This window comes from Venatoribacter cucullus, assembly GCF_016132445.1.
Classification (GTDB): domain Bacteria; phylum Pseudomonadota; class Gammaproteobacteria; order Pseudomonadales; family Oceanobacteraceae; genus Venatoribacter; species Venatoribacter cucullus.
In genome coordinates this window covers 90,958-115,462 of the sequence record NZ_CP046056.1, presented here as the reverse complement: position 1 = coordinate 115,462, position 24,505 = coordinate 90,958, and the positions used below count along the sequence as shown (strand labels likewise).

Sequence of the window (24,505 nt, the reverse complement as noted above, 5' to 3'; positions counted from 1 at the left end):
GACGTGAGTTCTACCATAGTACGCTTTAGCAAAATTGCCTGCCCATAACGCAGCAGGCCCGCACATTGGCGGGCCTGGTGGTAAAAAGCACAAACAGACTGCGTTACTTTTTCTGCGCCTGCTCTTCAATTTCGGTCAGACTGCTGTGGCGTACGTCGGTGCCTTTCACCAGGTAAATAACCTGTTCAGAAATATTGCGGGCGTGGTCACCAATACGCTCAATGGCGCGCAGAATCCACAGAATGCTGATGGCCTGACTGATAGAACGCGGGTCTTCCATCATATAAGTAATGAGTTCACGCAACGCCGAGGCGTACTGCTGATCCACCAGTTTGTCGTTACGCACCACATCCACCGCGCCGTCCATATCGTGGCGGGTAAAGGCATCCAGTGCCCCGGAAATCATTTTGACGACTTCGGCACCCATGTAACGCATGGCTTGCTGGCACAGCGGGTTATTTTTCTGGTCGCCCATTTCCAGGGTATGAATGGCGATTTTGCAGGCTTCGTCGCCAATGCGCTCCAGATCACGCACCACCCGCGAAACCGACAATACCATGCGCAAATCCGAAGCCGCCGGCTGGCGGCGCACCAGAATCTGGGTGCATTCCTGGTCAATTTCCACTTCCAGTTTATCCACTTCGTCTTCGCGGCGAATAACGTCATCGGCCACCCGGCTGTCGCCGGTGGTAATGGCTTCAATGGCATTGGCCACCTGACGCTCAACCAGGCCACCCATGGCCATCATGCTGTTGCGGATACCTTCCAGGTCGGCGTTAAACTGACCGGAAATATGCTGGTTAAAATTCATTTCCATGCTGCGTCCCCTTAACCGAACCGGCCGGTAATGTAGGCTTCTGTTAGTTCATGATCGGGCGTGGTGAAAACCTGATCGGTCGGATTCACCTCAATCAGCTGACCCAGGTGAAAATAGGCGGTACGTTGTGAGACCCGTGCCGCTTGCTGCATTGAGTGAGTAACGATGGCGATGGTGTAATTCTCGCGCAGTTCGTCAATCAGCTCTTCAATTTTGGCAGTGGCAATCGGGTCGAGGGCCGAACAGGGTTCGTCCATCAGGATCACTTCCGGGTCCACCGCAATGGTGCGGGCAATGCACAGACGCTGCTGCTGACCACCGGATAAACCGGTGCCCGGAGCATGCAGACGGTCTTTTACTTCGTTCCATAAACCAGCCCGCTGCAGGCTTTTTTCGACAATTTCGTCCAGTTCGACCCGTGAGGTGGCCAGGCCGTGAATGCGCGGACCGTAGGCAATATTGTCGTAAATGGATTTCGGAAACGGATTGGGTTTCTGAAACACCATGCCAACACGCGCCCGCAGCGGCACCACATCCACTTTCGGGTCATAAATATTGTCACCGTCGAGCAGAATTTCACCGGTGACATTACAAATGTCGATGGTGTCGTTCATACGGTTCAGGCAGCGCAGGAAGGTGGATTTACCACAACCGGACGGGCCGATTAAGGCAATGACTTCGTTGGCGCCGATATCCAGGCTGACATCAAAAATGGCTTGTTTTTCACCATAGAAAACCCCGACATTGCGGGCTTTCAGCTTTGGATTATCACAAAAGGCTGCGCCGCGGGTTTTATGGTTGTCGATAATATTCATGGTCATATTCCGCTCTTTAATTCGTTAAACCCGGCGCCGCTTACCAGCGACGCTCGAGGCGACGGCGCAAAATTACCGCCAGGGTATTCATGGTGATCAGGAAGCCCAGCAGCACAATAATGGCGCCGGAGGTACGTTCCATAAACGCCCGTTCCGGGCTGTCGGCCCAGAGGAAAATCTGTACCGGTAATACGGTGGACGGGTCGTTAATAAAGCCCGGAATATCCACCACGAAGGCCACCATGCCGATCATCAGTAGCGGTGCGGTTTCACCCAGCGCCTGCGCCATACCAATAATGGTACCGGTCAGCATCCCCGGTAGCGCCAGCGGCAATACATGGTGGAAAACCACCTGCATTTTTGAGGCGCCCAGGCCATAGGCGGCTTCGCGAATGGACGGCGGTACCGATTTAATCGCCGCACGACCGGAAATAATAATGGTCGGTAGGGTCATTAACGTCAGCACCAGACCACCCACCAGCGGTGTGGAACGGGTTACCCCGAACACGCCGATAAAAATCGATAAGCCCAGCAGGCCGAAAATAATCGACGGCACCGCGGCCAGGTTGTTGATGTTAATTTCCACAAACTCTGTCAGTTTGTTTTTCGGCGCAAATTCTTCCAGATAAATCGCCGCCGCCACACCAATCGGAAAGGACAACAACAAGGTCACCAGCAAGGTCAGGAAGGTACCGGTAATGGCGCCGCGGATACCCGCCAGTTCCGGCTCGCGCGAATCACCGTTGGTAAAAAACAGCCGGTTAAACTGGGTGCTTAAACGGCCGTCGCCCTGCCATTGCTGCAACCACTGCAGCTGACGTTCACTCAGCTTGCCGGTCTGACCGGCATGACGGTAATGCTTGAACCACTGGTCCACTTCGTCATCCAGCAACACCGCAACGGTAATGGTGCTGCCAAGCAGTTCCGGATTATCAGCAATCACATCGCGCAGCTGCCAGCCGGCACCAGCACTGAGCAAAGCGTTCATCTGGCGGCGTTCACCGCGGTTTTCCACGCCCAGACGCTCACGGAACTGGCTTTTGATTAAGCCTTCGTAATCGGCATTAAACAGCTCCTGATCATCGGATTTGCGGCTGATACCCAGGTAATCCTGATCCAGATAAATCTCAGTGCTTAATACGGTTTGCTGAAAAGCCGTCAGGCCTTTACTGAGGATGTCGCCAAACACCATCAGCAAACACAACAAGCCAAATAACACCGACGCCAGGCCATAGGCGCGGAAGCGCAGTTCACGGCCACGCCGGTACTGCATGCTGCGCTCAACTTTCTGGCGAGTGGTTAAGGATGAATCAGTCATATTGCTCCCGGTATTTCTTCACAACTTTAAGGGCAACAAAATTCAGCACCAGCGTGGTCAGGAACAGCATTAAGCCCAACGCAAAGGCTGCCAGTGTTTTCGGTGAATCAAATTCCTGGTCGCCCACCAGCAGGGTCACGATCTGTACCGTTACGGTGGTGACGCTGTCGAACGGGTTGGCGGTGAGGTTGGCGGCCAGACCAGCCGCCATGGCCACAATCATGGTTTCACCAATGGCGCGTGACACGGCCAGCATAATGGCGCCGACAATGCCCGGCAGCGCCGCCGGCAGGACCACTTTTTTCACCGTTTCACTGCGGGTGGCTCCCAGGCCATAGCTGCCATCGCGCAACGATTGCGGCACGGCATTGATCACATCGTCTGACAGTGATGACACGAACGGAATAATCATAATGCCCATCACCAGACCAGCGGCCAGCGCACTTTCCGATGACACATCCAGCCCCAGTCCGGCGCCCATGTCGCGCACCAGTGGCGCCACGGTTAAGGCGGCAAAGAAGCCGTACACCACGGTCGGAATACCAGCCAGAATTTCCAGCGCCGGCTTGGCGAACTGACGCACCGAGGGCGCGGCGTATTCGGATAAATAAATGGCCGACATCAAACCCACCGGCACCGCAATCAGCATGGCGATTAATGAGATCAGCAGCGTTCCGGCAAACAGCGGCACCGCACCAAAGCTGCCGGAAGAACCGGACTGATCAGCGCGTAAGGAAATTTGCGGCGACCAGCTGGTGCCGAACATAAATTCAAAAATATTCACCTTGCCGAAGAACTGCCAGGACTCGTACAGCACGCTGGCGAGAATGCCGAAGGTGGTCAGCACCGCAATGCCGGAGCTGGCAAACAACAAGCGCCGCACCAGCGCTTCCACTTCAGAGCGGGCGCGCAGATCGGCGCGGATACGCCGCCAGGTAAGGGCCACACCAATCAGAGCCAGTGCCAGTACCATGCCGGTCTGTAACAGACGGGTACGTTGTTGCAGATCCTGCAAATGCTGCACGGCACGCTGCAGTTCGGGCGCAGCGGCCAGTTCGGCACCGGCGGCGAGGTTATACACCTTACTCAAGGCCAGGCTGATCTGGGTGCTGGTGCCGGTCTGAATGGCATCCGGTAATTGGGCGATCAGCAGCTGCCGGGTTACCGGCCCTTCCAGCAGGCTCCACAACAGCAACAACAATAACGGGGGCAGGCCTGTCCACAGGGCCATTAAGGCGCCGTAGTGGGTTGGCAGAGAATGCAGGCGATTACCACTGGCGCTGATTTGCCGGGCGCGGTTACGCCCCAGCAAATACGCTCCGGCCAGCAGAATCAACACGGCGATAATCAGGCTACTGTAATTCATCAGCTATCCAGACGGGTTTATACGCAAAAGCCGGGGTAAGCCCCGGCTCTTAATCTGACCGGCTGTTACACCGGCCCAAGGCGTATTATTTTGCCTTTAACACACGCAGAGTGCGCGCAGTTTCTTCAACGTCTTTGCGCTTGTCTTCCGACAGGGTGATCATGCCTTTTTCTGACATATAACCGTCTTCACCCATGGCGCGCTTAGAGGTCATTTCCAGCAGGAATTCCTGCAGACCCGGAATTACGCCGACGTGCGCTTTTTTGGCGTACACGAACATCGAGCGGCTGACCGGGTAATCACCATCGGAGATGGCATCGTAGGTCGGCTCTTTGCCGTTAACAATGGAGCCCTGCACTTTATCCTGGTTTTCTTCCAGGAAGCTGAAACCGAAGATACCGAAGGCGTTCGGCGTAGCCGCCAGCTTCTGCACGATCAGGTTGTCGTTTTCACCGGCTTCAACAAAACCACCGTCTTCACGCAGACCATGACACACCGCTTTGAATTTTTTCTCGTCGGTTTTCTTCATGTCTGCAATCAGCGGAAACTGCTTACAACCGCCTTCCATCGCCAGCTCAACGAAGGCATCACGGGTACCGGAAGTCGGCGGCGGGCCCAGCACTTCAATGGCAGTAGCCGGGAACGCCGGGTTGATCTGGTTCCAGGTTTTGTATGGGTTTTCAATCAGCTGGTTCGGGTTTTTAGCATCCGGTACCATTTTACCCAGCGCCAGGAACAGCTCTTTCAGGGAAATGTCCATACGCGGCGCTTTCACCGAGTTAGCCAGCACAATGCCGTCGTAACCGATCATCAGCTCAACCACATCGATCACGCCGTTTTTGGCGCACAACTCAATTTCAGAAGATTTGATCTGACGGGAAGAGTTGGTGATGTCCGGCGTGCTGCTGCCAACACCAGAACAGAACAGCTTCAGACCACCGCCGGAACCGGTCGATTCCACTTTCGGGGTCGGGAAGTTGGTGGAACGGCCGAAACGCTCAGCCGTTACGGTAGAGAACGGATACACCGTGGAAGAACCCACAATGCTGATGTAATCACGTTCAGCCTGAGCCTGCAGACTTACTGCAGAGGCCAGCAGAGCGGCACCGGTTAACAGAATCTTTTTCATCGTCGCTTCCTTTGTTCTGATCACTGATCAGGTGGCTTGGATGGCAGCGATTATTGAGGCGTCATGTTACAGAAATATGACAAGCCGCTGCATTTATGACATTGCGATGACAGCTGCAACGCTTGGGCTGGCCCGCCGCTGCTGGCTATAATGCCGGCCCCGTCACCACCGGACGCCCCTGATCATGCTCCGTACTGTGCTTTTTCTGGATGCCCTTACCCGCCACACCGGCCGGGCGGTGCGTTGGCTGGCCCTGCTGATGCTGGCCGGCACCCTCACCGTGGTGGTACTGCGTTACGCCTTTGGCCTGCCCGCCATTATGGTGCAGGAATCGGTACTCTATGCCCACGCCGCGCTGTTTATGCTGGGCGCGGCCTATACCTGGCAGCAGGGCGGCCATGTACGGGTGGATGTGTTTTCACGCAACTGGCCACAATCCCGCCAGCTATGGGCAGAACGGCTCGGTATTCTGTTATTACTGATCCCCTTCGCGCTGTTTTTGCTCTGGTCAGGCTGGAGCTATGTCGGCAACAGCTGGGCCATTACCGAAGGCTCGCCGGATGCCGGAGGACTGCCCTTTGTATACCTGCTGAAAACCCTGTTGTTATTGCTGCCGTTATTGTTACTGCTGCAGGCCGTGGCGGAGCTGGGTAAAACCTGGCTGCCACAGGCGCAGGACCGTAACGATCAGCATGCCGACGAGGAGACCCACTATGGCTGAGCTGCTGCCATTGCTGTTATTTGCACTGGTGTGCCTGGTGCTGATGCTGGGTTTCCCCGTGGCCTTCACCCTGGGCGGCGTATCGTTGTTATTTGCTATGCTCGGCTGGCTGACCGGCACCTTCGACCCCGCCTTTCTGCACGCCATGCCGAACCGCCTGTACGGCATTATGACCAACCAGATTCTGATCGCCGTACCGCTGTTTGTGTTCATGGGTGTGATGCTGGAAAAATCCCGCATTGCCGGTCGCTTACTGCAGAACATGGGGTTGCTGTTCGGCCCGCTGCGCGGCGGACTGGGCTTATCGGTGATTCTGGTCGGCATGCTGATGGCCGCCAGCACCGGCATTATCGGCGCTACGGTGGTAACCATGGGGCTGATTTCCCTGCCCACCATGCTGCGCAATGGCTACAGCCCAGCGCTGGCCAGCGGTACGATCTGTGCCACCGGTACCCTGGGGCAGATTATCCCGCCCTCCACCGCCCTCATTATTCTTGGCGATGTGTTATCCAGCGCCTACCAACAGGCTCAGCTGCAGCAGGGGATTTTCAGCCCCGACAGCATCTCGGTGGCCGACCTGTTCGTCGGTGCGCTGATTCCCGGCCTGCTGCTGGTCGCGGCCTATTTGCTCTATGTGGCTGCCATCGCGTTGTGGCAACCCCAAGCCGCACCGGCGGTGGCGGACCGGCCGCCGGTTGACCGCGCCTTTGTGCTGGAACTGCTGCGCGGCCTGCTGCCGCCGCTGGTTCTGATTATTGCTGTGCTCGGCTCGATTCTGGCCGGCATCGCCACGCCGACCGAAGCCGCTGGCATTGGTGCGGCCGGCGCCTTGTTGCTGGCCGTACTGTACGGCGAGTTCAGCATTAAGCGGTTGCGCGAGGTCCTGGATGCCACCCTGCAGGTAACCAGCATGGTGTTTATGATCTTTATTGGTGCAGCTCTGTTTTCGCTGGTGTTCCGTGGTTTTGGCGGCGAAGAAATGATTCACAACTTCTTCAATAGCCTGCCCGGTGGCGTCTTTACCGCCATGCTGATTGTGATGCTGGTGATGTTCCTGCTCGGCTTTATTCTCGACTTTATCGAAATCACCCTGGTGGTGGTGCCCATTGTTGCGCCGGTGTTACTGGCCATGGGCGTTGACCCGGTGTGGCTGGGCATTATGATCGCCATTAACCTGCAAACCTCCTTCCTGACGCCGCCCTTTGGCTTTGCCCTGTTTTACCTGCGTGGGGTAGCGCCGGCCAGCCTGCCGACGCCGGTGATATACCGCGGCGTGCTGCCCTTTATTGTGATTCAGGTGCTGATGCTGGTGTTGCTGGCGCTCTACCCCGGTCTGGCCACCTGGTTACCCGGGCAACTATACGGCTAAAGTGGTCTTTTCCGCGGGTGTACTGACCGGCAAAAACCAGTACACTCCGCGCAAAATAACAGCAATTGGTTAAGCCCCATGAATACCACTCCTTGCGACGAGTCCCGGGAAGACTGCGAACCCGCACCCGAAGGCGAATTAACACTGCGCCTCATCCCCACCCGCAACGAAACCAACCTGCACGGTGACATCAGCGGTGGCTGGGTGGTCGCGCAGATGGACCACGCCGCTGAAAGCGTCGCCAGCCGCCTTGCTCAGGGGCGTATTGCCAATGTGGCGCTGGAATCGGTGGTGTTTATGTCGCCCATCCGCGTGGGCGCGGCGGTGTGTTTCTACACCCGGTTGCTGGATATCGGTTCTTCGTCCATTCGCATTGCCATTGAGGTGTGGACGCAAAATCCCAACGCTGAAGACCGCCGCAAAGTGGTGGATGCGGTGTTTGTATACGTCGCCATCGACGAGCATGGGCGGATACGGCGCGTGCCGCGCTGAGGCTCTTTTTTGCGGCTTACAGCCGCTGGTTTGGCCGCCGCTACGCGGCAGCTGATGAGGTTTAGCCGTCACTGCGTGACGGCTTATGCGGGGCTCCGCCCCTGCGCCCCAATGTAAGGAGAAGGTTCTCCTTACAATCCTCTCTGGCCCGCGTTCCAGCTGATCCTTGCTGAAAAAACCCGCTAACGCCCACGGATCGTAAGGTACATCCTGTACCACGATCCTTGCCCGGCATCCCGCCGGGCATGGCTACCGTCTTTTTCCAGCGGCGGGCTGGAACGAATGGGCCTGAACAAACCCCAGCGGCTAAGCCGGAAAGGCTTTCTTGGGCGTGCTACGCACGCAAAAACCAAAAACCAAAAACCAAAAGAAAACATCCGGCCGCAGGCCGCCAAAATTCTCTCAAATTGCTGCGGTTTTTCCCGGCCCATTCGTTCCAGCCCGACGTTTGGCAAAGCCAATAGCATCGTTTGGATGATTCCAAACGAGCGGGTAGGGGCATGGATGCCCCTTGGCCGCGTATGCTCAATTGGGTTTGGTAAACGAGGATAAAGCTGGGACGCGGGCCAGAGGGGTTCGCAAGGGGATACCTCCCCTTGCAATACCAGCGGCCGAAGGCCGCAAAAAGCCGTCACGCAGTGACGGCCAGGGGCGAAGCCCCGCATCAGCCCAGCGGGCTGACCAGCCTGCAAGGCTGGCATACGGCATAGCTAACAGCCGCTAGACTGGCACAGGTCTCAGCCAGAAGGGCTGAAAAATCAGTCGAGGCCCATGGCCTTCATCATCACATGCTGCTTCACCGGCAGCAGCCGGTCGAACAATCGCATCCCTTCGTTGCGCAGCAGCCGCAGCAGTGGCCGGTCGTTGCCAAATAACTGCTTAAAGCCTTCCATTGTCGCCATGGTCGCCAGGTTATCGGCCTGCCGGCGGCGCTGATAACGCGCCAGCACCAGTTCACTGCCGATATCCAGCCTTTTGGCCTGCGCGCGCAAAATTTCTTCCGCCAGCGTTTCAGCGTCTTTAAAGCCCAGGTTCACGCCCTGCCCGGCTAACGGGTGAATGGTATGCGCGGCGTCACCGGCCAGCACCACGCCTTCACACCAGTAGTTGCGGGCATGGCGCTGACGCAGCGGAATGCAGGCTTTGGCTGAACTTTCCAGCACCGCCCCTAAGCGGCCTTCAAAGGCGTCGCTGAGGGCGCGATTAAAACCGGCTTCGTCCAGCGCCAGTACGGCATCGGCTTCTGCCGGACTGGTTGACCACACAATGGACGCCAGCTGCGGATCGTGCGGCAGCGGTAAAAACGCCAGCGGCCCCTGCGGGCGGAAACGCTGCCAGGCGGTCGCCTGCAGCGGTTGTTCACAGCGCACGGTGGCAACGATGGCGTGGTGGCCGTAGTCCCATTCGGTGGTCGGCAAACCAGCCCATTGGCGTACCCGCGACAGCGCGCCATCAGCACCGACAATCAGTTTGGCCTGCAGCAGCTCGCCATTGTCTAACGCGACCGGCGTGTAGCCATCGCTCTGGCGATTATCGAAGTAGCGTACTTTTTCGCTGAAAACCTGCACCTGCGGCGGCAGGCATTGTTGCAGCGCCCACAGGGTCTGGCTGTTTTCGACAATATGCCCCAGCGCCGGTACCTGCAGATCGGCGGCGGCAAAAGTAACGGAGCCGGTGCCTTCGGCATCCCAGACGTGCATGCCGGTGTAGGCGCTGAGGCGATCAGCGGGAATGCGCTGCCAGGCACCGAGGCGGGTTAAGAACGCCTGGGTTTTGGCGGTTAAGGCCGACACGCGCTGGTCGTAGCCGTTCAGGCTGCGGTCATCGGCCGGCGCCTGCGGGCTGAACGCCGGATCGATCAGCGCCAGTTTCAGCGATTCATCGCCCTGCGCCAGTGCCACGGCTATGGCCTGTCCGACCAGTCCGGCACCGATAATCACCACATCAAAGGCTTGCTTATGCATGGTTCTCTCCGCTCAGTGAGAAGGAAACAGGGTGGCGGCGCGCTGGCCCAACCCCATGGCGTGACGGGCAAACAGCCGGCGCGCAGTCGGCGCGGCGGTTAAACCCAGCAGCCCCAGATTGCGCAGCAGACCAAGGCCCGGCACGGTGGAACCAAACACCCGTGGCAGCAGGTCGCTGGCCATAATGGTGTTGCGCTGATCCTGACGTTGCTGCTGTTCGTAAGCCTGCAGCAGACTCAACTCGCCCAGCGGCTGACCGGCCAGAAATGCACGGTTCAGGTGTTCGGCCAGTGCGGCGGTATCACGCAGCGCCAGATTAAAGCCCTGCCCGGCCACCGGATGCAGACTGTGCGCGGCATTGCCCAGCAGTACCAGCGAGCGGCGTACCTGTTCGTTGCTCTGTACCAGTGCCAGCGGGTAACTGGCGCGTTCGCCCACACGCTGTAATTGTCCCAGACGGTAGCCGATACGGGCCTGCAGCTGGGCTAAAAACTCGGCATCCGGCAGCGCCAGCACGGTATCAATCTGCTCGTCGGGTAAGGTCCAGACCACCGCATAGTCGCGCTGATTCAGCGGCAGAAAGGCAATCGGGCCGTGCTCACTGAAGCGCTCATAGGCCCAGTGCTGGTGCGGCTGACTGGCCTGCACCTGGGTGACCAGGGCGTGGGTGCCATAGGTTTTGCGTGCATGCTGAATGCCCAGCTGTTGCGCCAGTTCCGAACGGGCGCCATCGGCCAGAATCAGCAAGGCGGTTTGCAGTTGCTGGCCATCGCTGAAGGTCAGCAAAGCGCCAGCGGCATTCATCTGTACCGCACTCACCTGCGCCGGTGCGCGCAGCGTGACGCCGGGTTGTTCCAGTCCGGCCAGCAGGCCCTGACCGATCACGGCATTTTCGACGATATACCCCAGCGCGTCGGTCTTCTGCTCATCCGCGTGCAGTTGCGTCTGACCGAAATAACCCTGATCAGACACCTGAATATGCTCAATGGCGCAGGCACGCGGCGCCATCGCCGCCCACAGGTCGAGGCGTTGCAGAATCTGTTGTGAACCATAAGAGACAGCGGTGGCGCGGCCGTCAAAGCTCGGCGGACGACTGGCAAAATCACCGTCCCAGCGCAGCGGCTGGCGTTCGATCAGGGTCAGTGATAATCCCTGTTGCAGCGCCGGGCGCAGCAGGTGCACCAGGCTGGCACCGACCATGCCGGCGCCGATAATGGCGATATCGGTACGCGCCACTTCGCTCATGCTGTCTCCTCAGCCCGCCATCAGGGCTTCAATCGCATCAATGTCTTTCACCACCTTACTGGTGAGCACCTGACAACCGGTTTTGGTTACCACCACATCGTCTTCGATGCGGATGCCGATGCCGCGCCACTGGGCGTCCACGGTGTCATCGTCCGGGGCGATGTAAAGGCCCGGCTCAATGGTCATCACCATGCCCTCTTCCAGAATGCGCCACTCGCCGTCGATGCGGTATTCGCCGACGTCGTGCACATCCATGCCCAGCCAGTGCCCGGTTTTGTGCATGTAGAACTGGCGGAACGCCAGCGCCTCAATCAGTTCATCGACATCGCCCTGCAGCAGCCCCAGTTTTACCAGCCCTTCAGTCAGCACACGCACCGCAGCTTCATGCGGCTGATTCCAGTGGTTGCCGGCCTTCACCTGGGCGATGGCGGCGTAGTTGGCGTCCAGCACCAGTTGGTACAGCTGCCGCTGCGGTGCCGTGAACTTGCCGTTGGCCGGGAAGGTACGGGTGATGTCCGAAGCGTAGTAATCCAGCTCGCAGCCGGCGTCGATCAGAATCAGATCGCCGTCTTTGATCTCGGCATTGTTGTGCGTGTAGTGCAGGATGCAGGCGTTGTCGCCGGTGCCGACAATGGACGGATACGCTGGCCAGCGCGAACCGGCGGCCATAAAGGTGCGCATCAGCTCGGCTTCCAGTTCGTATTCGTACATGCCCGGTTTCACCATTTGCATGGCGCGGGTGTGCGCCTCGGCGCTGATGTCGCAGGCGCGCTGCATCAGGGCCACTTCGGCCGGTGATTTGATTAAACGGATATCGTGCAGCAGATGATCGAGGGCGCTGAATTCGTGCGGCGGCGTGGCACCGTTACGCACCTGCGCTTTAATGTGGTTGACCCACTGCATCAGCTGGCGGTCGAACTCGGGGCTGACGCCGAGGCTGGCGTAAATGCGGTCTTTGCCTTCGATCAGGCCGGGCAGAATGTCGTCGATGTCGCTGATCGGAAAGGCATCGTCGCAGCCCAATACCTGCGGTGCGGCTTCCGGGCCGACACGACGGCCAGTCCAGATTTCCTGTTCTTTGATTTTTTCCTGACAGAACAGCACGTACTCGCCATGTTCGCGGCCGGGAATCAACACAAGTACGGCATGTTCTTCGGCAAAGCCACTGAGGTAATAGAAATCAGAATCCTGCCGGAACGGATGCTCGACATCGCGGTTGCGCACCGTCACCGGTGCCGAGGGAATAATGGCGATGCTGTTCGGGCTCATCAGCTGCATCAGCTGACGGCGGCGTTTCGGGTATTCGCGCGGGTCCAGTTTCATACTCACCTCAGAACAGCCTCAGTGCAGGGTTTTCGAGGCAGGGGTTACCTGCTGATTCATGGCGTAGAACACGGTTAACGCCGCTACGCGGGCGTGCTCGGCCAGTTCCAGGTACAGCAGTTCATTTTGCGGATCCTGCATATCGTCCAGCTCGGCCTGGGAAAAGGCATCCAGATCCTGCAACACCTCCAGCACGTCTTCCGGCACCTTGCCCTGAATTTTGCCGGACGCCCCGAAGCCATCGAGGAAGCCTTTGCTCCACTGCGCCAGGCATTCCACCTGTTCGTCGATGTCGGCGTCTTCATCAGCCGGCAGCAACAGGGTGAATTCCATGCTGTCGCCCGCCAGTCCGCGCAAAACGTCGGTGTAAAAATCCTGCAGCAAGGTGCGCAAAGCGTCTGCTGGCGCATCTTCCAGCTCCAGATATTCCTGCGCTTCCTGCAGCCAGGCCTCGGCAGTAAGACGACCGCCGGCCGCCAGATAGCCGGTCAGCCAACCCTGTAACGCCGATGGGGTCTGATAGCAGCGGGATTCCACCCACAGGTCGGCCGCTGCGTTAAAATCGATGGTCATATCAGTCTCGTCGCCGGTAAAAGTTGCCCATTCTAGCACTGTCTGCGCCTGTCTTGCTGCGCCTGCCGTGAATCCCGGGCCGGGCAATTGACCCCGCCGGCGACGCACTCTTATAGTAGGAGCCTTCTCACTACCTGATCCGATGCCATGCCCAACAACGATCTTCAGGCTCTGCAGCGCAAAATAGAAAAACTGCTGCTGGTGCACAATGAATTGCGCCAGCAGAATCAGGCCATGCGCGCCGCCGAAGCGGAATGGCAGGCCGAGCGCGCCAAGCTGATTCAGCAGAACGAAATGGCCCGCCGTAAGGTCAATGACATGATCGTCCGTCTGCAAACCCTGGAGCGCAACAGTGGCTGATTCTCCGAAAACGCTGTCGCTGAACATTCTCGACCGCGAATACCGTATTAATTGCCCGGTGGGTGCAGAAGAAAAACTGCGCGATGCCGCCCGCATGCTGAATGAAAAAATGTCGGAAATCAAAAGCGCCGGCGCCGCCAGCGGCAAGGTGCTGGGTACCGATCGTATTGCCGTCATCGCGGCGCTGAACATTGCTCACCAGCTGCGCGAGCAGGAAGGTCAACAACAGGATCTGAGCAAAGACCTGGCGCGTATGCACCAGCTACTCGATGACGCGCTGGCGCAGGATCTGCAACTGGAACTGTAACCGGCCGTTTCGCAATATGCGGGGCATAAGTGCCCCGTACTGGCGCATTCCGCTCCCGTTATCATAATTTGTTCTGATATACTGCGCCGGCTCCCTGGGGTGTTTGCCAGTCGATAAAGTCCTGAGCCGATGCACTTTTAAATGGAAGGTTTCACGCGCTGATGTGTGCATGTCCGCTTGCCGGAAAGCCTGATTCAGTGCCTGGCCTGCCACCTTGGACCAGTTGGGTTCAAGGCCTTTATTTACGACAGCGGCACAGCGGGGAGTCCTGCTTTTTTTATGCCTTCCACCACCATGCTCAGCAAACCTGAACTGCGCCGCCAGATGCGCAACCAGCGCCGTCGCCTGACCCAACCGCAACGCCGCCAGGCCGCCGCGCAATTACTGCACAGCCTGCGCCACAACCGCCATTTTCAGTACAGTCGCCACATTGCGGTATACCTGACCAATGATGGCGAAATCGACACCGGCCCGCTGATCCGCGACCTGCAACGCCGGGGCAAATGCCTGTACCTGCCGGTGCTGCACCCGCTGCGCCAGGGCCATTTGAGTTTTTTGCGCTGGGACCGGCACACAAAACTGGTGAAAAACCGCTTTGGTATCCGCGAGCCGGTGTTCGGCCGCAGCCGCAGCATGCCCGCCCGCTTTGTGCAGCTGGTGTGTATGCCGCTGGTCGCGTTTGACCAGCAGGGCAACCGGCTGGGAATGGGGGGAGGGTTTTATGACCGCACCCTGGCCTTTATGCATCAGCCGGGGCAGCAACCGGCACTGCTGGGCTGCGCCTACGACTGGCAAAAAACCACAGCATTAGCGGCCGAGCCCTGGGACATTCCACTCAGCGCTATCGCCACCGATCAACGCTTATATCGGTTCCGCTAGCGGATGCTGCTTTCCAGGGTAGAAATCTGTACCGTTTTTTTGCTTTCAGCGGAAATGCTGGTAGTAAAAGCGCCCAACAGGGCGACGATGGCCAGTAAAATCAGCACATCGGGCTTACGCATAGCGAACTCCAGATTGTATACACAACGTCTTGCTGAGAAGCTGTTACCAGCAATTCTCAAGCCAGACTGACGACTGCAGATATAAAAATATGAAGTACTGGTTATTGAAATCCGAGCCGGATGTTTTTAGTTATTCTCATCTCAGCGCCGCACCAGAACGGCGCACAGTATGGGATGGCGTCAGAAATTATCAAGCCCGCAACCTGCTGCGCGATGCCGTCAGTGTGAACGACTACGCATTTTTTTATCATTCCAGCTGTAAAGAGCCCGCCATTGCCGGCATTTGCCGCATTGTCCGCACCGGTTTGGCCGACCCGTCTCAATTCAATGCACAATCGCCCTATTTTGACCCCAAATCTGACCCGGCCAACCCGCGCTGGATAACGGTAGAAGTCGAAGCGGTTCAGGCCCTGCCGCGGCCACTAACACTGAAAGAAATGCGCCAGGACAGCGCACTGCAGGAGATGGCGCTGCTGAACCGGGCACGGCTGTCGGTGCAACCGGTCAGCAACACGGAATGGCGGCATATTCTGCAGCAGGCCGGCCTGTCAGCCGCTAATATCAGCCGCTTCAACTGATACCGACGCTTCCGGCTGGTCATGCAACCAGCTGGCCAGCTGAGCGTACAAACGCTCACGCAGCGCCTCACTTTCATTGACCAGCTGATGCCCGGCACCCGGCAGCATATACAGCCGCCGCTGCGGAAATTTCTGCTGCAATACCTGCAGGTTGTGCGGCCAGGCCACGGTGCCATCCTGATCGCCCTGAACAATATTCACCACCAGCTCCAGCGGCGGCTGCGCTTCAATAAAGGGCACCCAATGGCGCAGCGCGCGCACCCAGCGCAGGTTCAGAAAACGCGGCTGCAACGGATCATGGCGGGCAATAAAGTCCAGAAAGACCGTATCGGAAGAATTAGGGTGAAAGGTACGCTTCAGCTGACGCAAAAATGGCCCCAACAACGGCTGCAGCATTTTTACCTGCTGCCAGCGCCACGGCCGGACCAGTGGCGATAACAGGTTGATGCTGGTGAAAGGCGACTGCGCCGGTTGCAACTGGCGCTTAAGCACATAGTTCACAATGATGGCGCCACCGGTGCTCTGACCGAACACATGCAGGGGCGCCGGTAAAAACTGCTGGGCCCGTTGCACCAGGACACTGAAAATCTCGTCATACTCCTGAAAACTGCCAATGGCCGCCGGCTCACCGCCGGATAAACCATGGCCGGGCAAATCCACAATCAGCACCTGTAACTGCTGCTGCAGACAAAAACGGATTAACGATCCATAAATACCGGTATGGTCGTAATAGCCATGCACCAGAATGGCAGTGCCGCGCACCTGCGCCGGCGCCCAGCTCTGTACCGCCAGCTGATAGCCGGCACAGGACAGCCGGCCGGCGTAATGGACAGAGGCTTCACTGAAGCGCAGCCGGTAAAAATCACAATAGGGTTGCAGTGCCCGGCCCGCCTTGGGCAGATGTTGCCAGTCGAATTCCGGCAATGCCTGCAGCAGATCCGTTTTGTTCCAGTCCAGCATGATGATGTCTCCGCGAAGGCCGCTATGGTACCAGCGCCGCCGCCCTCGCGCACAAACAGCAGGCATAAAAAAAGGGCCCCGCAGGGCCCTTTTACAGCGTAACCGTCAGATTACAGGCTGTAGTACATGTCGTATTCAACCGGGTGAGTGGTGTGCTCAACACGGTAAACGTCCTGCATCTTCATCTTGATGTAGGCATCGATCATGTCTTTGCTGAACACGCCGCCTTCGGTCAGGAAAGTGTGGTTAGCTTGCAGGCTGGCCAGTGCTTCGCGCAGCGAACCACACACCTGTGGAATCGCCAGAGCTTCTTCCGCCGGCAGATCATACAGGTCTTTGTCAGCGGCATCGCCTGGGTGCATTTTCTTCTTCACGCCGTCCAGACCAGCCATCAGCAGCGCAGCGAATGCCAGGTAAGGGTTCGCCATCGGGTCCGGGAAGCGGGCTTCGATGCGCTTGCCTTTCGGAGACGCTACGTACGGAATACGGATAGAAGCAGAACGGTTGCGGGCAGAGTAAGCCAGCATAACCGGTGCTTCAAAGCCCGGAATCAGACGCTTGTAAGAGTTGGTGGACGGGTTGGTGAAGGCATTCAGTGACTTGGCGTGGTGAATGATACCGCCGATGAAGTACAGGGCAGTTTCAGACAGACCCGCGTAGCCGTCACCGGCAAACTGGTTCACACCGTCTTTCCAGTAAGACATGTGCACGTGCATACCGGAACCGTTGTCGCCAACGATTGGCTTCGGCATGAAAGTAACGGTTTTGCCGTATGCGTTAGCCACGTTGTGGACAACGTACTTCAGCATCTGCACTTCGTCCGCTTTCTTAACCAGGGTGTTGAAACGCACGCCGATTTCGTTCTGACCGGCGTTGGCCACTTCGTGGTGGTGAACTTCTACGTCCAGACCAATGGCTTCCAGGGTGTTACACATGGCCGCACGGATATCGTGGTGGCTGTCAACCGGAGGCACCGGGAAGTAACCGCCTTTCACGCGCGGACGGTGGCCCATGTTGCCGCCTTCCATCACCGTTTCAGTGTTCCAGGCTGCTTCAGACGAGTTGATTTTGCAGAAGGAACCGGACATATCCGAGCCCCAGCGCACGTCGTCAAACATGAAGAATTCCGGCTCCGGACCAAAGAATGCGGTGTCACCCAGACCAGTAGACTTCAGGTACTCTTCAGCGCGACGGGCCACGGAACGCGGATCACGGTCGTAACCCTGCATGGTGGACGGTTCGATGATGTCGCAGCGCAGCACCAGGGTGGCGTCTTCAGTGAAGGGGTCCATGAAGCTGGTAGAGTCATCCGGCATCAGGATCATGTCGGACGCTTCAATGCCCTTCCAGCCGGAAATAGAAGAACCGTCGAACATCTGGCCGGTTTCGAAGAAGTCTTCGTTTACATAACGGGACGGAATGGTGACGTGCTGCTCTTTACCTTTGAAATCGGTGAAACGCAGGTCAACCCACTTCACGTCGTTTTCTTTGATCAGATTCAGAGTTTTCTCTGACATTGTCTTTCTCCAGATGCTGGTTCAACTTGTTTCGGGAAGGCCCCGGCTTGCCATGCTCAGAGAGGAGCAAACTGCGTGCCACGTTGCCAATGCAGCCGGATCGCACAGAATCGGGGCTGCGGCGGCGGCTACGCATTTTTTATGCACCATCTTGAATCACAACCTGAACCAATAGCACCATTTGGGGGCGTTTCAGTCTGTTGGGGATGCCGGCTTGTGCAAACCCGCCCATTATAGGTTCACTGCCGCCCGGGGTACATGGTCAGCGGCACAAAAAGAGCGCCGGCCGGTCAGGCAGGAATTCCCGCCAATTCGGGCAAAAAACCACCACGGTGATGCAATTTCCTGTCACGCCAGAGGCCCCTTTCGGGTATAATCGCCCACCATTTTTGTACAAACCTTCACCAAGGCCCTTCCTGTGATCGAAAACCTCAGAAACATCGCCATCATCGCCCACGTTGACCACGGTAAAACCACCCTGGTCGACAAACTGCTGGAGCAGTCCGGTACCCTGGACCGCCGCGAAGGCGATCGCTCCATGGACTCTAACGACCAGGAAAAAGAGCGTGGTATTACCATTCTGGCGAAGAACACCGCCATTCAGTGGAATGATTACCGCATCAACATCGTGGACACCCCCGGACACGCCGACTTCGGCGGCGAAGTAGAACGGGTAATGTCGATGGTGGACTCCGTGTGTCTGCTGGTCGACGCGCAGGACGGCCCAATGCCACAAACCCGTTTCGTCACCCAGAAAGCCTTCGAGCGCGGCCTGCGTCCGATCGTGGTCATCAACAAAGTTGACCGTCCGGGTGCACGTCCGGATTGGGTTCTGGATGAAATCTTCGACCTGTTCGACCGCCTCGGCGCCACTGAAGAACAGCTGGATTTCCCGGTTATCTATGCGTCCGGCCTGAACGGTATTGCCGGCCTGTCACCGGATGAACTGGCCAGCGACATGACCCCGCTGCTGCAGATGATTGTCGACCACGTACCGCCACCGCCGGTGAACGTTGACGGCCCGTTCCAGATGCAGATTTCGGCGCTGGATTACGACAGCTATGTGGGTGTTATCGGTGTTGGCCGCATTACCCGCGGTAAGCTGAAGCCTGGTACTGACGTACAGATCATCGATATCAAAGGCAAAACCCGTAAAGGCCGGATTCTGGAAGTAAAAGGTTTCCACGGCTTCAACCGCATTGTGACCACCGAAGCCAGCGCTGGCGACATCGTCTGTATTTCCGGTATCGACGGCCTGGGCATCTCCGACACACTGTGTGACCCGTCTGCCGTTGAAGCTCTGCCGCCACTGAGCGTGGATGAGCCGACCGTAAGCATGACGTTCCAGGTCAACGATTCACCCTTTGCCGGTAAAGAAGGTAAGTTCGTGACCAGCCGCAACATCAAAGAGCGTCTGGAAAAAGAACTAATCCACAACGTCGCCCTGCGTGTGGAAGACGGCGACAGTCCGGAAAAATTCAAAGTATCCGGCCGTGGCGAGCTGCATCTGTCGGTACTGATCGAAACCATGCGTCGTGAAGGTTTCGAAATGGGCATTTCCAAGCCGCAGGTGGTGGTGAAAGAAATCGACGGCGTGCTGCAAGAACCCTACGAGCAGGTTGTGATTGATATCGAAGAAGAGCACCAGGGCTCCATCATGGAAGAGATGGGTAACCGTCGTGCCGAAATGACCAACATGGTGCCGGATGGCAAAGGCCGTGTACGTCTGGAATTTATCGCTCCGGCCCGCGGCCTGATCGGTTTCCGTGGTCTGTTCCTGACCCTGACCTCAGGTTCCGGCATCCTCACCAACATCTTTGATCACTACGGTCCGGTTCAGTCCAGCCTGACCTCTACCCGTCACAACGGTGTACTGGTGTCCATGGTAGGCGGTAAGGCATTGGGTTATGCCCTGTACACCCTGCAGGAGCGCGGTCGTTTGTTCATCGGCCCGCAAACCGAAGTGTACGAAGGCATGATTATTGGTCTGCACAGCCGCGACAATGACCTGGTGGTAAACCCGACCAAGGCCAAGCAGCTGACCAACGTGCGTGCTTCCGGCACCGACGAAGCCATTGTACTGACCCCGCCGGTACGCCACACCCTGGAACAGGCACTGGAATTTATCGAAGACGACGAGCTGGTGGAAGTAACCCCCATCAGCATCCGTCTGCGGAAAAAACTGCTGACTGAAAACGAACGTAAGCGCGCCAAAAAGAACTGACACACCGATAGGCAACCGGCCGCTCTGGCCGGTTGACGGCGGGCAAACAAGGCACACATACTGCTTTGCACTTGCCCGGTCCGGGCACCTGCAGACCAGCGGTCATGAGGTGTTATGCGTGTAGTGCTGTTGTTATCTTTCCTGTTGCTGAGCGGTGCCTGGCTGCCGCTCAGCGCAGCGACCGTTGTGCAGATAGGCTGCAGCCTGTCGATTCCCCCCTACGTTATTCCGCATAACAATCGCGGCATTATGCTCGATCTGCTGCGCCGTTCACTGGCCAACGCCGGTCTGACCCTGCAACTGGAATACAACAGCAACCACAGCAATGCCGATGGTTTTAATCAGGGCCGGCTCGACGGTCTCTGTGTTACCAACCAGCAAGCCACCCCCAGCGCTTTCTTTGCCAGCCTGCCATTGGTCAGCTTTCAGAATGTCGCCATCAGTCTGGAGGAGCGCAGCCTGCCACTGAGCACCATCAGCGACCTGCGTCATTACCGGGTACAGGGCTTCAGCCTGGCCCGGCAACTGTTGCCGGCCGAATTCTCTACGGCCGTCAGTGCCGCGCCGCTGTATCTGGAGCAAGGAGATCAGATTGAGCAGGTGCGCGCCCTGTTTGCCGGCGAGGCCGATGTGATTGTGATGGAAAAAACCGTGTTCCGGTATTTTCTCAGCCAGCTGCGCCGGCAGAATCCGACCGCAGCCGCGGCCAGCAAGCCCTATCGCTACGCTGAATTATTCCCTCATACCGACTATTACCCGGCCTTCCGCACCGCCACCCTGCGTGACCAGTTTGATCAGGGCTTTCAGCAGCTGCGCGCCAGTGGCGAAGAGCAGCGCATTATCCAAAGCTACGAACAACTGCTGGCGGATTACCTGTTCCGCTGACAGCCGGCCAAACCGCAGCCATAAAAAAACCCGGCACAGGCCGGGTTTTTTTTATTACCACTCAGGCTTACAGATCCGCCAGAGTTTGCAGCGGGTAGTTCGCCGGGAACGGCTTGCGTGCCACTCCGGTATCAACCGCAGCCTGAGCGACCGCTGAAGATACTGCGCCCAGCAGACGGGTATCAACAGCCTTAGGAATGATGTACTCACGACCGAACTCCAGTGACTCCAGACCGTAAGCATCCAGAACTTCCTGAGTAACCGGCTCTTTCGCCAGGCCAGCCAGCGCTTTGGCGGCGGCCAGTTTCATTTCTTCGTTGATGCGACGGGCGCGAACGTCCAGAGCACCACGGAAAATGAACGGGAAGCCCAGTACGTTGTTTACCTGGTTCGGGTAATCAGAACGGCCGGTCGCCATGATGGCATCCGGACGCACTTCCTTAACGATTTCCGGCATGATTTCCGGAACCGGGTTAGCACAGGCGAAGATGATCGGGTCAGCGGCCATTTTCTTGATCTGTTCGCCGGTTACCATGTTCGGACCAGACAGACCCAGGAAGATGTCAGCACCATCCAGCGCATCGTCAACGGTACGCTTGTCAGTATCAACGGCGAAGGCCTGCTTGTACTGGTTCAGATCGGTACGGCCAGAGTGGATCACGCCGTTACGGTCACACATAAAGACGTTTTCCGGCTTCATGCCTGCCAGAATCATCAGTTTGGTACAGGAAATGGCGGCAGCACCGGCACCCAGTACACACATTTTGGCGTCTTCTACTTTCTTACCAACAATTTCCAGCGCGTTCAGAGCGCCGGCAACGGTAACGATGGCGGTACCGTGCTGGTCATCGTGGAATACCGGAATATCGCACTGTTCGATCAGGGTGCGTTCGATTTCAAAGCACTCAGGGGCTTTGATGTCTTCCAGGTTGATGCCACCGAAGGTAATCGCAATGCGACGCACGGTGTCGATGAAGGCTTGCGGGCTTTCAGATTCCACTTCGATGTCGATGGAATCCACACCAGCAAAGCGTTTGAACAGCAGGCTCTTGCCTTCCATTACCGGCTTGGAGGCCAGCGGACCCAGGTCACCCAGACCCAGAATCGCAGTACCGTCAGAAATAACCGCTACCAGGTTACCTTTGGAGGTGTACTTGTAAGCGTTTTCCGGATCGGCAGCGATCTCTTTTACCGGCTCAGCCACACCCGGGCTGTAGGCCAGGGACAGATCACGGGAAGTCTGTGCCGGCTTGGTCAGTTCAACACTGATTTTGCCCGGTTTCGGGAACTGATGGTAATCCAGGGCTGCTTGCTTGAAATCTTGTGACATAGTTGCTTGTCCAGTCTCGTCGCGTTGGTAAAAAAGCCGGCTGTGTAAAAGTTCCTGACACAGGGGGCATAAGGGCCGTACTTTCTACCAAAAACCTATTGCCTTTTCCAGTGAATAACGCCGATGCAAGGCGCCGGTGTCATGATTTTGCCGTATTTATACGCTGCGGCAGACGCATTACCACCCGTAAGCCGGGATATGCATTACTGGCCGTCACCATTCCTTCGTGCAATTCAACAATGCGCCGCACCAGTGCCAGCCCGAGGCCATAACCACCGGCGGCGTGGTCGCGGGCGGAGTCCACCTGGGTAAAGGGATCAAAGATGGATTCCAGCTGTTCTTCCGGTACCCCGGGGCCCTGATCCTGGACCCACAGCGACACCAGCCCATGACTGCTGCTCAGCCCCACCTGCAACACAGAACCTGCCGGCGCAAAGCGGATGGCATTGCGCAGCAGATTATCGAAGGCCCGCTGAATCAGCAGCCAATCCCAGCGACACGGCAGTGCTCCGGCGCTTAGCTGCCAGTCAATCTGCAGCTGCTTTTGCTGCAGCTCCGGCTCGGCATCATCCACCCATTCGTGCAACTGCTCCTGCAGTGGCAGGGTTTGTAACTGCAGCAGGGCGCTGTCACTTTGCTGCAGCCGGGCCAGGTCGAGAATCTGGCTGACCAGCCCATCCACCTGCTGCACCGCCCGTTCAATACGGCTGTGCTCTGCCTGCAGCAGGTTTTGCTGGTCTTTTTTACGGGCAATCCCGAGGGCAATCTGCAGCCGGGTTAACGGCGAACGTAACTCATGCGAGACATCGCGCAGCAACTGCTGATGGCTGTGCAACAGCCGTTGCAGCGCACCGGCCATATCCATGACTTCACCGGCCAGCATGCCGATTTCATCTTCACGGAAGCGCACATGACGCAGGTCGGACACATCAAAGTTGCCGGCCGCCAGACGCCGCACCGTGCGCTGCAAACGGCGGATGGGGGTGGTTAAGCTCCACACCAAAGCGCCGCACAGCAGGGTAACCACCAGCACCATGGCCACTGGCACCAGCCAGCGGTCTTCGTTGTCCAGCAGTCCCGGCCATTGCGGCCGGGCCACAGCAATATAGAGATAGCCGGCCTGCTCCAGCGGGCCGATCATCAGCCAGCCGTCATTCTGGCCGTACAGCACCTGCGCAGTCTGGCCGGCGTAATCGGCAAATTCTTCCAGATCGTGGGGAAGCTGAGTAATCAGGTCAGCCGGCACCGACACCAGATTCCAGCCCGGCCGCACCTTACGCCACAGCTTGCGGCCTTCGGCAATGATGGGCTGGTCGCGCTCCATCATCTGCACCAGATGCAGCACTTCGTTCTGGCTGGCCGGGCGGAAGTAGTCTTCTTCAATCCAGTGGTTGGTGATCACCGCCGCCCACATGGCCAGAAAGATAACCGCCCAGAACCACAGAAAGACTTTGAAAAACAGCGAGCGGTACCAGCGCATACCCACAATCAGTGCGCCAGCATATAGCCGCGCGAACGCACGGTTTTGATCCAGTCGGAGTCATCGCTGCGGCGGCCGAGTTTTTTGCGCAGGTTACTGACGTGCATATCGATGGAGCGGTCATAGGCCATCAGCCGTCGTCCCAGCGCCGCCAGTGACAAGGTATCTTTATCCACCAGCTCACCGACATTTTCCATCAGGCATTCCAGCACGCCGAATTCGGCGCCGGTCAGCGACAGCTCTTCGCCATCCAGTAACACCTGACGCTTACTGCTGTTCAGCTGCAATTCACCCACCACCAACACACCGGCGGCTTTCTGCGTATCGCCGCTGAGTTCAATGCGGCGGAACAGGGCGCGGATGCGGGCCACCAGCTCGTGGTGGTGATAGGGCTTGGGAATATAGTCATCGGCGCCGTGTTCCAGCCCCAGCACGCGGTCGACACTTTCACCGCGGGCGGTGAGCATAATGACCGGAATGGCCGATTCGGCACGGATGCGTTTCAGCACTTCAAAGCCGTTCATTTTCGGCAGCATCACATCCAGCAACACCAGATCGTAATCACCGCTGAGGGCCTTCTGCAGACCGCTTTCGCCATCCTGCACCGCGGTTAAGGCGAAGCCTTCCATCGACAGGTATTCCTGCAGCAGCTCGCCCAGTTCGTAGTCATCGTCGATCAACAATATGGATTTCATGCTTTTCCCTCCATTGCGCGGCATTCTGGCACCTCC

Annotated in this window: 24 protein-coding genes and 1 other RNA gene; 10 read left to right on the top strand and 15 right to left on the bottom strand. The window is 57.7% G+C overall.

What is annotated here, in order from left to right:
• Positions 1-103: 103 nt before the first annotated feature.
• From phoU to GJQ55_RS00500, 5 genes are all read right to left on the bottom strand, one after another.
• On the bottom strand, positions 104-817 hold the full coding sequence (gene phoU / locus GJQ55_RS00520) for a phosphate signaling complex protein PhoU (RefSeq protein WP_228345561.1): 714 nt from the start codon (positions 815-817) through the stop codon (positions 104-106).
• Positions 818-828: 11 nt separating this feature from the next.
• Positions 829-1,632: a phosphate ABC transporter ATP-binding protein PstB gene (pstB, locus tag GJQ55_RS00515; protein WP_267874254.1), complete on the bottom strand. Its 804-nt coding sequence runs from the start codon at positions 1,630-1,632 to the stop codon at positions 829-831.
• A 40-nt stretch (positions 1,633-1,672) separates the two neighbouring features.
• A complete protein-coding gene (gene pstA, locus GJQ55_RS00510; RefSeq protein WP_228345559.1) occupies positions 1,673-2,950 on the bottom strand; it encodes a phosphate ABC transporter permease PstA in 1,278 nt (425 codons plus the stop codon).
• Entirely contained in the window at positions 2,943-4,316 is a 1,374-nt protein-coding gene (gene pstC / locus GJQ55_RS00505; protein WP_228345558.1) for a phosphate ABC transporter permease subunit PstC, read from the bottom strand. Before pstC ends, pstA begins: the two co-directional genes overlap by 8 nt.
• Before the next feature lie 85 nt (positions 4,317-4,401).
• Complete coding sequence (locus GJQ55_RS00500) at positions 4,402-5,445, bottom strand: substrate-binding domain-containing protein (protein WP_228345557.1); 1,044 nt, start codon at positions 5,443-5,445, stop codon at positions 4,402-4,404.
• 184 nt (positions 5,446-5,629) lie between these two features.
• Here GJQ55_RS00500 and GJQ55_RS00495 point away from each other — a divergent pair, with 184 nt between their 5' ends.
• From GJQ55_RS00495 to GJQ55_RS00485, 3 genes are all read left to right on the top strand, one after another.
• Positions 5,630-6,166 carry a TRAP transporter small permease subunit gene (locus GJQ55_RS00495; RefSeq protein WP_228345556.1) on the top strand — a complete coding sequence of 179 codons (537 nt, stop codon included), beginning with the start codon at positions 5,630-5,632 and terminating at the stop codon, positions 6,164-6,166.
• Positions 6,159-7,535, top strand: a complete 1,377-nt coding sequence (locus tag GJQ55_RS00490) for a TRAP transporter large permease (protein WP_228345555.1) — start codon at positions 6,159-6,161, stop codon at positions 7,533-7,535. Before GJQ55_RS00495 ends, GJQ55_RS00490 begins: the two co-directional genes overlap by 8 nt.
• 78 nt (positions 7,536-7,613) lie before the next feature.
• The gene (locus GJQ55_RS00485) at positions 7,614-8,027 is read left to right on the top strand and encodes an acyl-CoA thioesterase (protein ID WP_228345554.1); all 414 of its coding nucleotides are present in this window, start codon (positions 7,614-7,616) and stop codon (positions 8,025-8,027) included.
• A 758-nt stretch (positions 8,028-8,785) separates the two neighbouring features.
• On the opposite strand, the gene GJQ55_RS00480 is transcribed toward GJQ55_RS00485, so the two are convergent.
• From GJQ55_RS00480 to GJQ55_RS00465, 4 genes are read right to left on the bottom strand one after another with little or no spacing between them, the layout of a single operon-like run.
• Positions 8,786-9,991, bottom strand: a complete 1,206-nt coding sequence (locus tag GJQ55_RS00480; protein ID WP_228345553.1) for a UbiH/UbiF/VisC/COQ6 family ubiquinone biosynthesis hydroxylase — start codon at positions 9,989-9,991, stop codon at positions 8,786-8,788.
• 12 nt (positions 9,992-10,003) lie between these two features.
• Positions 10,004-11,236 carry a 2-octaprenyl-6-methoxyphenyl hydroxylase gene (gene ubiH / locus GJQ55_RS00475; RefSeq protein ID WP_228345552.1) on the bottom strand — a complete coding sequence of 411 codons (1,233 nt, stop codon included), beginning with the start codon at positions 11,234-11,236 and terminating at the stop codon, positions 10,004-10,006.
• 9 nt (positions 11,237-11,245) lie between these two features.
• Positions 11,246-12,559, bottom strand: coding sequence for a Xaa-Pro aminopeptidase (gene pepP, locus GJQ55_RS00470; protein ID WP_228345551.1), 1,314 nt, complete (start codon positions 12,557-12,559; stop codon positions 11,246-11,248).
• Positions 12,560-12,577: 18 nt separating this feature from the next.
• A complete protein-coding gene (locus GJQ55_RS00465) occupies positions 12,578-13,132 on the bottom strand; it encodes a UPF0149 family protein (protein WP_228345550.1) in 555 nt (184 codons plus the stop codon).
• 147 nt (positions 13,133-13,279) lie between these two features.
• On the opposite strand from GJQ55_RS00465, the gene GJQ55_RS00460 reads away from it, so the two are divergent.
• From GJQ55_RS00460 to GJQ55_RS00445, 4 genes are all read left to right on the top strand, one after another.
• Positions 13,280-13,492: a TIGR02449 family protein gene (locus GJQ55_RS00460; protein ID WP_228345549.1), complete on the top strand. Its 213-nt coding sequence runs from the start codon at positions 13,280-13,282 to the stop codon at positions 13,490-13,492.
• Positions 13,485-13,799, top strand: a complete 315-nt coding sequence (locus tag GJQ55_RS00455; RefSeq protein ID WP_228345548.1) for a cell division protein ZapA — start codon at positions 13,485-13,487, stop codon at positions 13,797-13,799. The genes GJQ55_RS00460 and GJQ55_RS00455 overlap by 8 nt, the downstream gene beginning before the upstream one ends.
• Before the next feature lie 88 nt (positions 13,800-13,887).
• Positions 13,888-14,068, top strand: a non-coding RNA gene (gene ssrS / locus GJQ55_RS00450) — 6S RNA.
• Between the two features lie 10 nt (positions 14,069-14,078).
• Positions 14,079-14,678 carry a 5-formyltetrahydrofolate cyclo-ligase gene (locus GJQ55_RS00445; RefSeq protein WP_228345547.1) on the top strand — a complete coding sequence of 200 codons (600 nt, stop codon included), beginning with the start codon at positions 14,079-14,081 and terminating at the stop codon, positions 14,676-14,678.
• Here the strand turns inward: GJQ55_RS00445 and GJQ55_RS13350 are convergent.
• Positions 14,675-14,800 carry a hypothetical protein gene (locus GJQ55_RS13350; RefSeq protein ID WP_265573916.1) on the bottom strand — a complete coding sequence of 42 codons (126 nt, stop codon included), beginning with the start codon at positions 14,798-14,800 and terminating at the stop codon, positions 14,675-14,677. The genes GJQ55_RS00445 and GJQ55_RS13350 overlap by 4 nt on opposite strands.
• Positions 14,801-14,889: 89 nt before the next feature.
• Here GJQ55_RS13350 and GJQ55_RS00440 point away from each other — a divergent pair, with 89 nt between their 5' ends.
• On the top strand, positions 14,890-15,378 hold the full coding sequence (locus GJQ55_RS00440) for an EVE domain-containing protein (RefSeq protein WP_228345546.1): 489 nt from the start codon (positions 14,890-14,892) through the stop codon (positions 15,376-15,378).
• Here the strand turns inward: GJQ55_RS00440 and GJQ55_RS00435 are convergent.
• Positions 15,349-16,338, bottom strand: coding sequence for an alpha/beta hydrolase (locus tag GJQ55_RS00435; RefSeq protein WP_228345545.1), 990 nt, complete (start codon positions 16,336-16,338; stop codon positions 15,349-15,351). The two genes, GJQ55_RS00440 and GJQ55_RS00435, sit on opposite strands and share 30 nt — an antisense overlap.
• A 110-nt stretch (positions 16,339-16,448) precedes the next feature.
• The gene (gene glnA, locus GJQ55_RS00430; RefSeq protein ID WP_228345544.1) at positions 16,449-17,855 is read right to left on the bottom strand and encodes a glutamate--ammonia ligase; all 1,407 of its coding nucleotides are present in this window, start codon (positions 17,853-17,855) and stop codon (positions 16,449-16,451) included.
• A gap of 418 nt (positions 17,856-18,273) precedes the next feature.
• Between glnA and typA the strand changes: the two genes are divergently transcribed.
• Positions 18,274-20,079, top strand: a complete 1,806-nt coding sequence (gene typA / locus GJQ55_RS00425) for a translational GTPase TypA (protein WP_228345543.1) — start codon at positions 18,274-18,276, stop codon at positions 20,077-20,079.
• Between the two features lie 114 nt (positions 20,080-20,193).
• Positions 20,194-20,964 (top strand): substrate-binding periplasmic protein, encoded by a 771-nt coding sequence (locus GJQ55_RS00420; protein ID WP_228345542.1) that lies wholly within the window; start codon positions 20,194-20,196, stop codon positions 20,962-20,964.
• A 67-nt stretch (positions 20,965-21,031) separates the two neighbouring features.
• On the opposite strand, the gene GJQ55_RS00415 is transcribed toward GJQ55_RS00420, so the two are convergent.
• From GJQ55_RS00415 to GJQ55_RS00405, 3 genes are all read right to left on the bottom strand, one after another.
• Positions 21,032-22,294: a malic enzyme-like NAD(P)-binding protein gene (locus GJQ55_RS00415; RefSeq protein ID WP_228345541.1), complete on the bottom strand. Its 1,263-nt coding sequence runs from the start codon at positions 22,292-22,294 to the stop codon at positions 21,032-21,034.
• Positions 22,295-22,433: 139 nt separating this feature from the next.
• A complete protein-coding gene (locus GJQ55_RS00410) occupies positions 22,434-23,774 on the bottom strand; it encodes an ATP-binding protein (RefSeq protein ID WP_228345540.1) in 1,341 nt (446 codons plus the stop codon).
• A gap of 8 nt (positions 23,775-23,782) precedes the next feature.
• Complete coding sequence (locus GJQ55_RS00405; protein WP_228345539.1) at positions 23,783-24,469, bottom strand: response regulator; 687 nt, start codon at positions 24,467-24,469, stop codon at positions 23,783-23,785.
• Positions 24,470-24,505 lie beyond the last annotated feature (36 nt).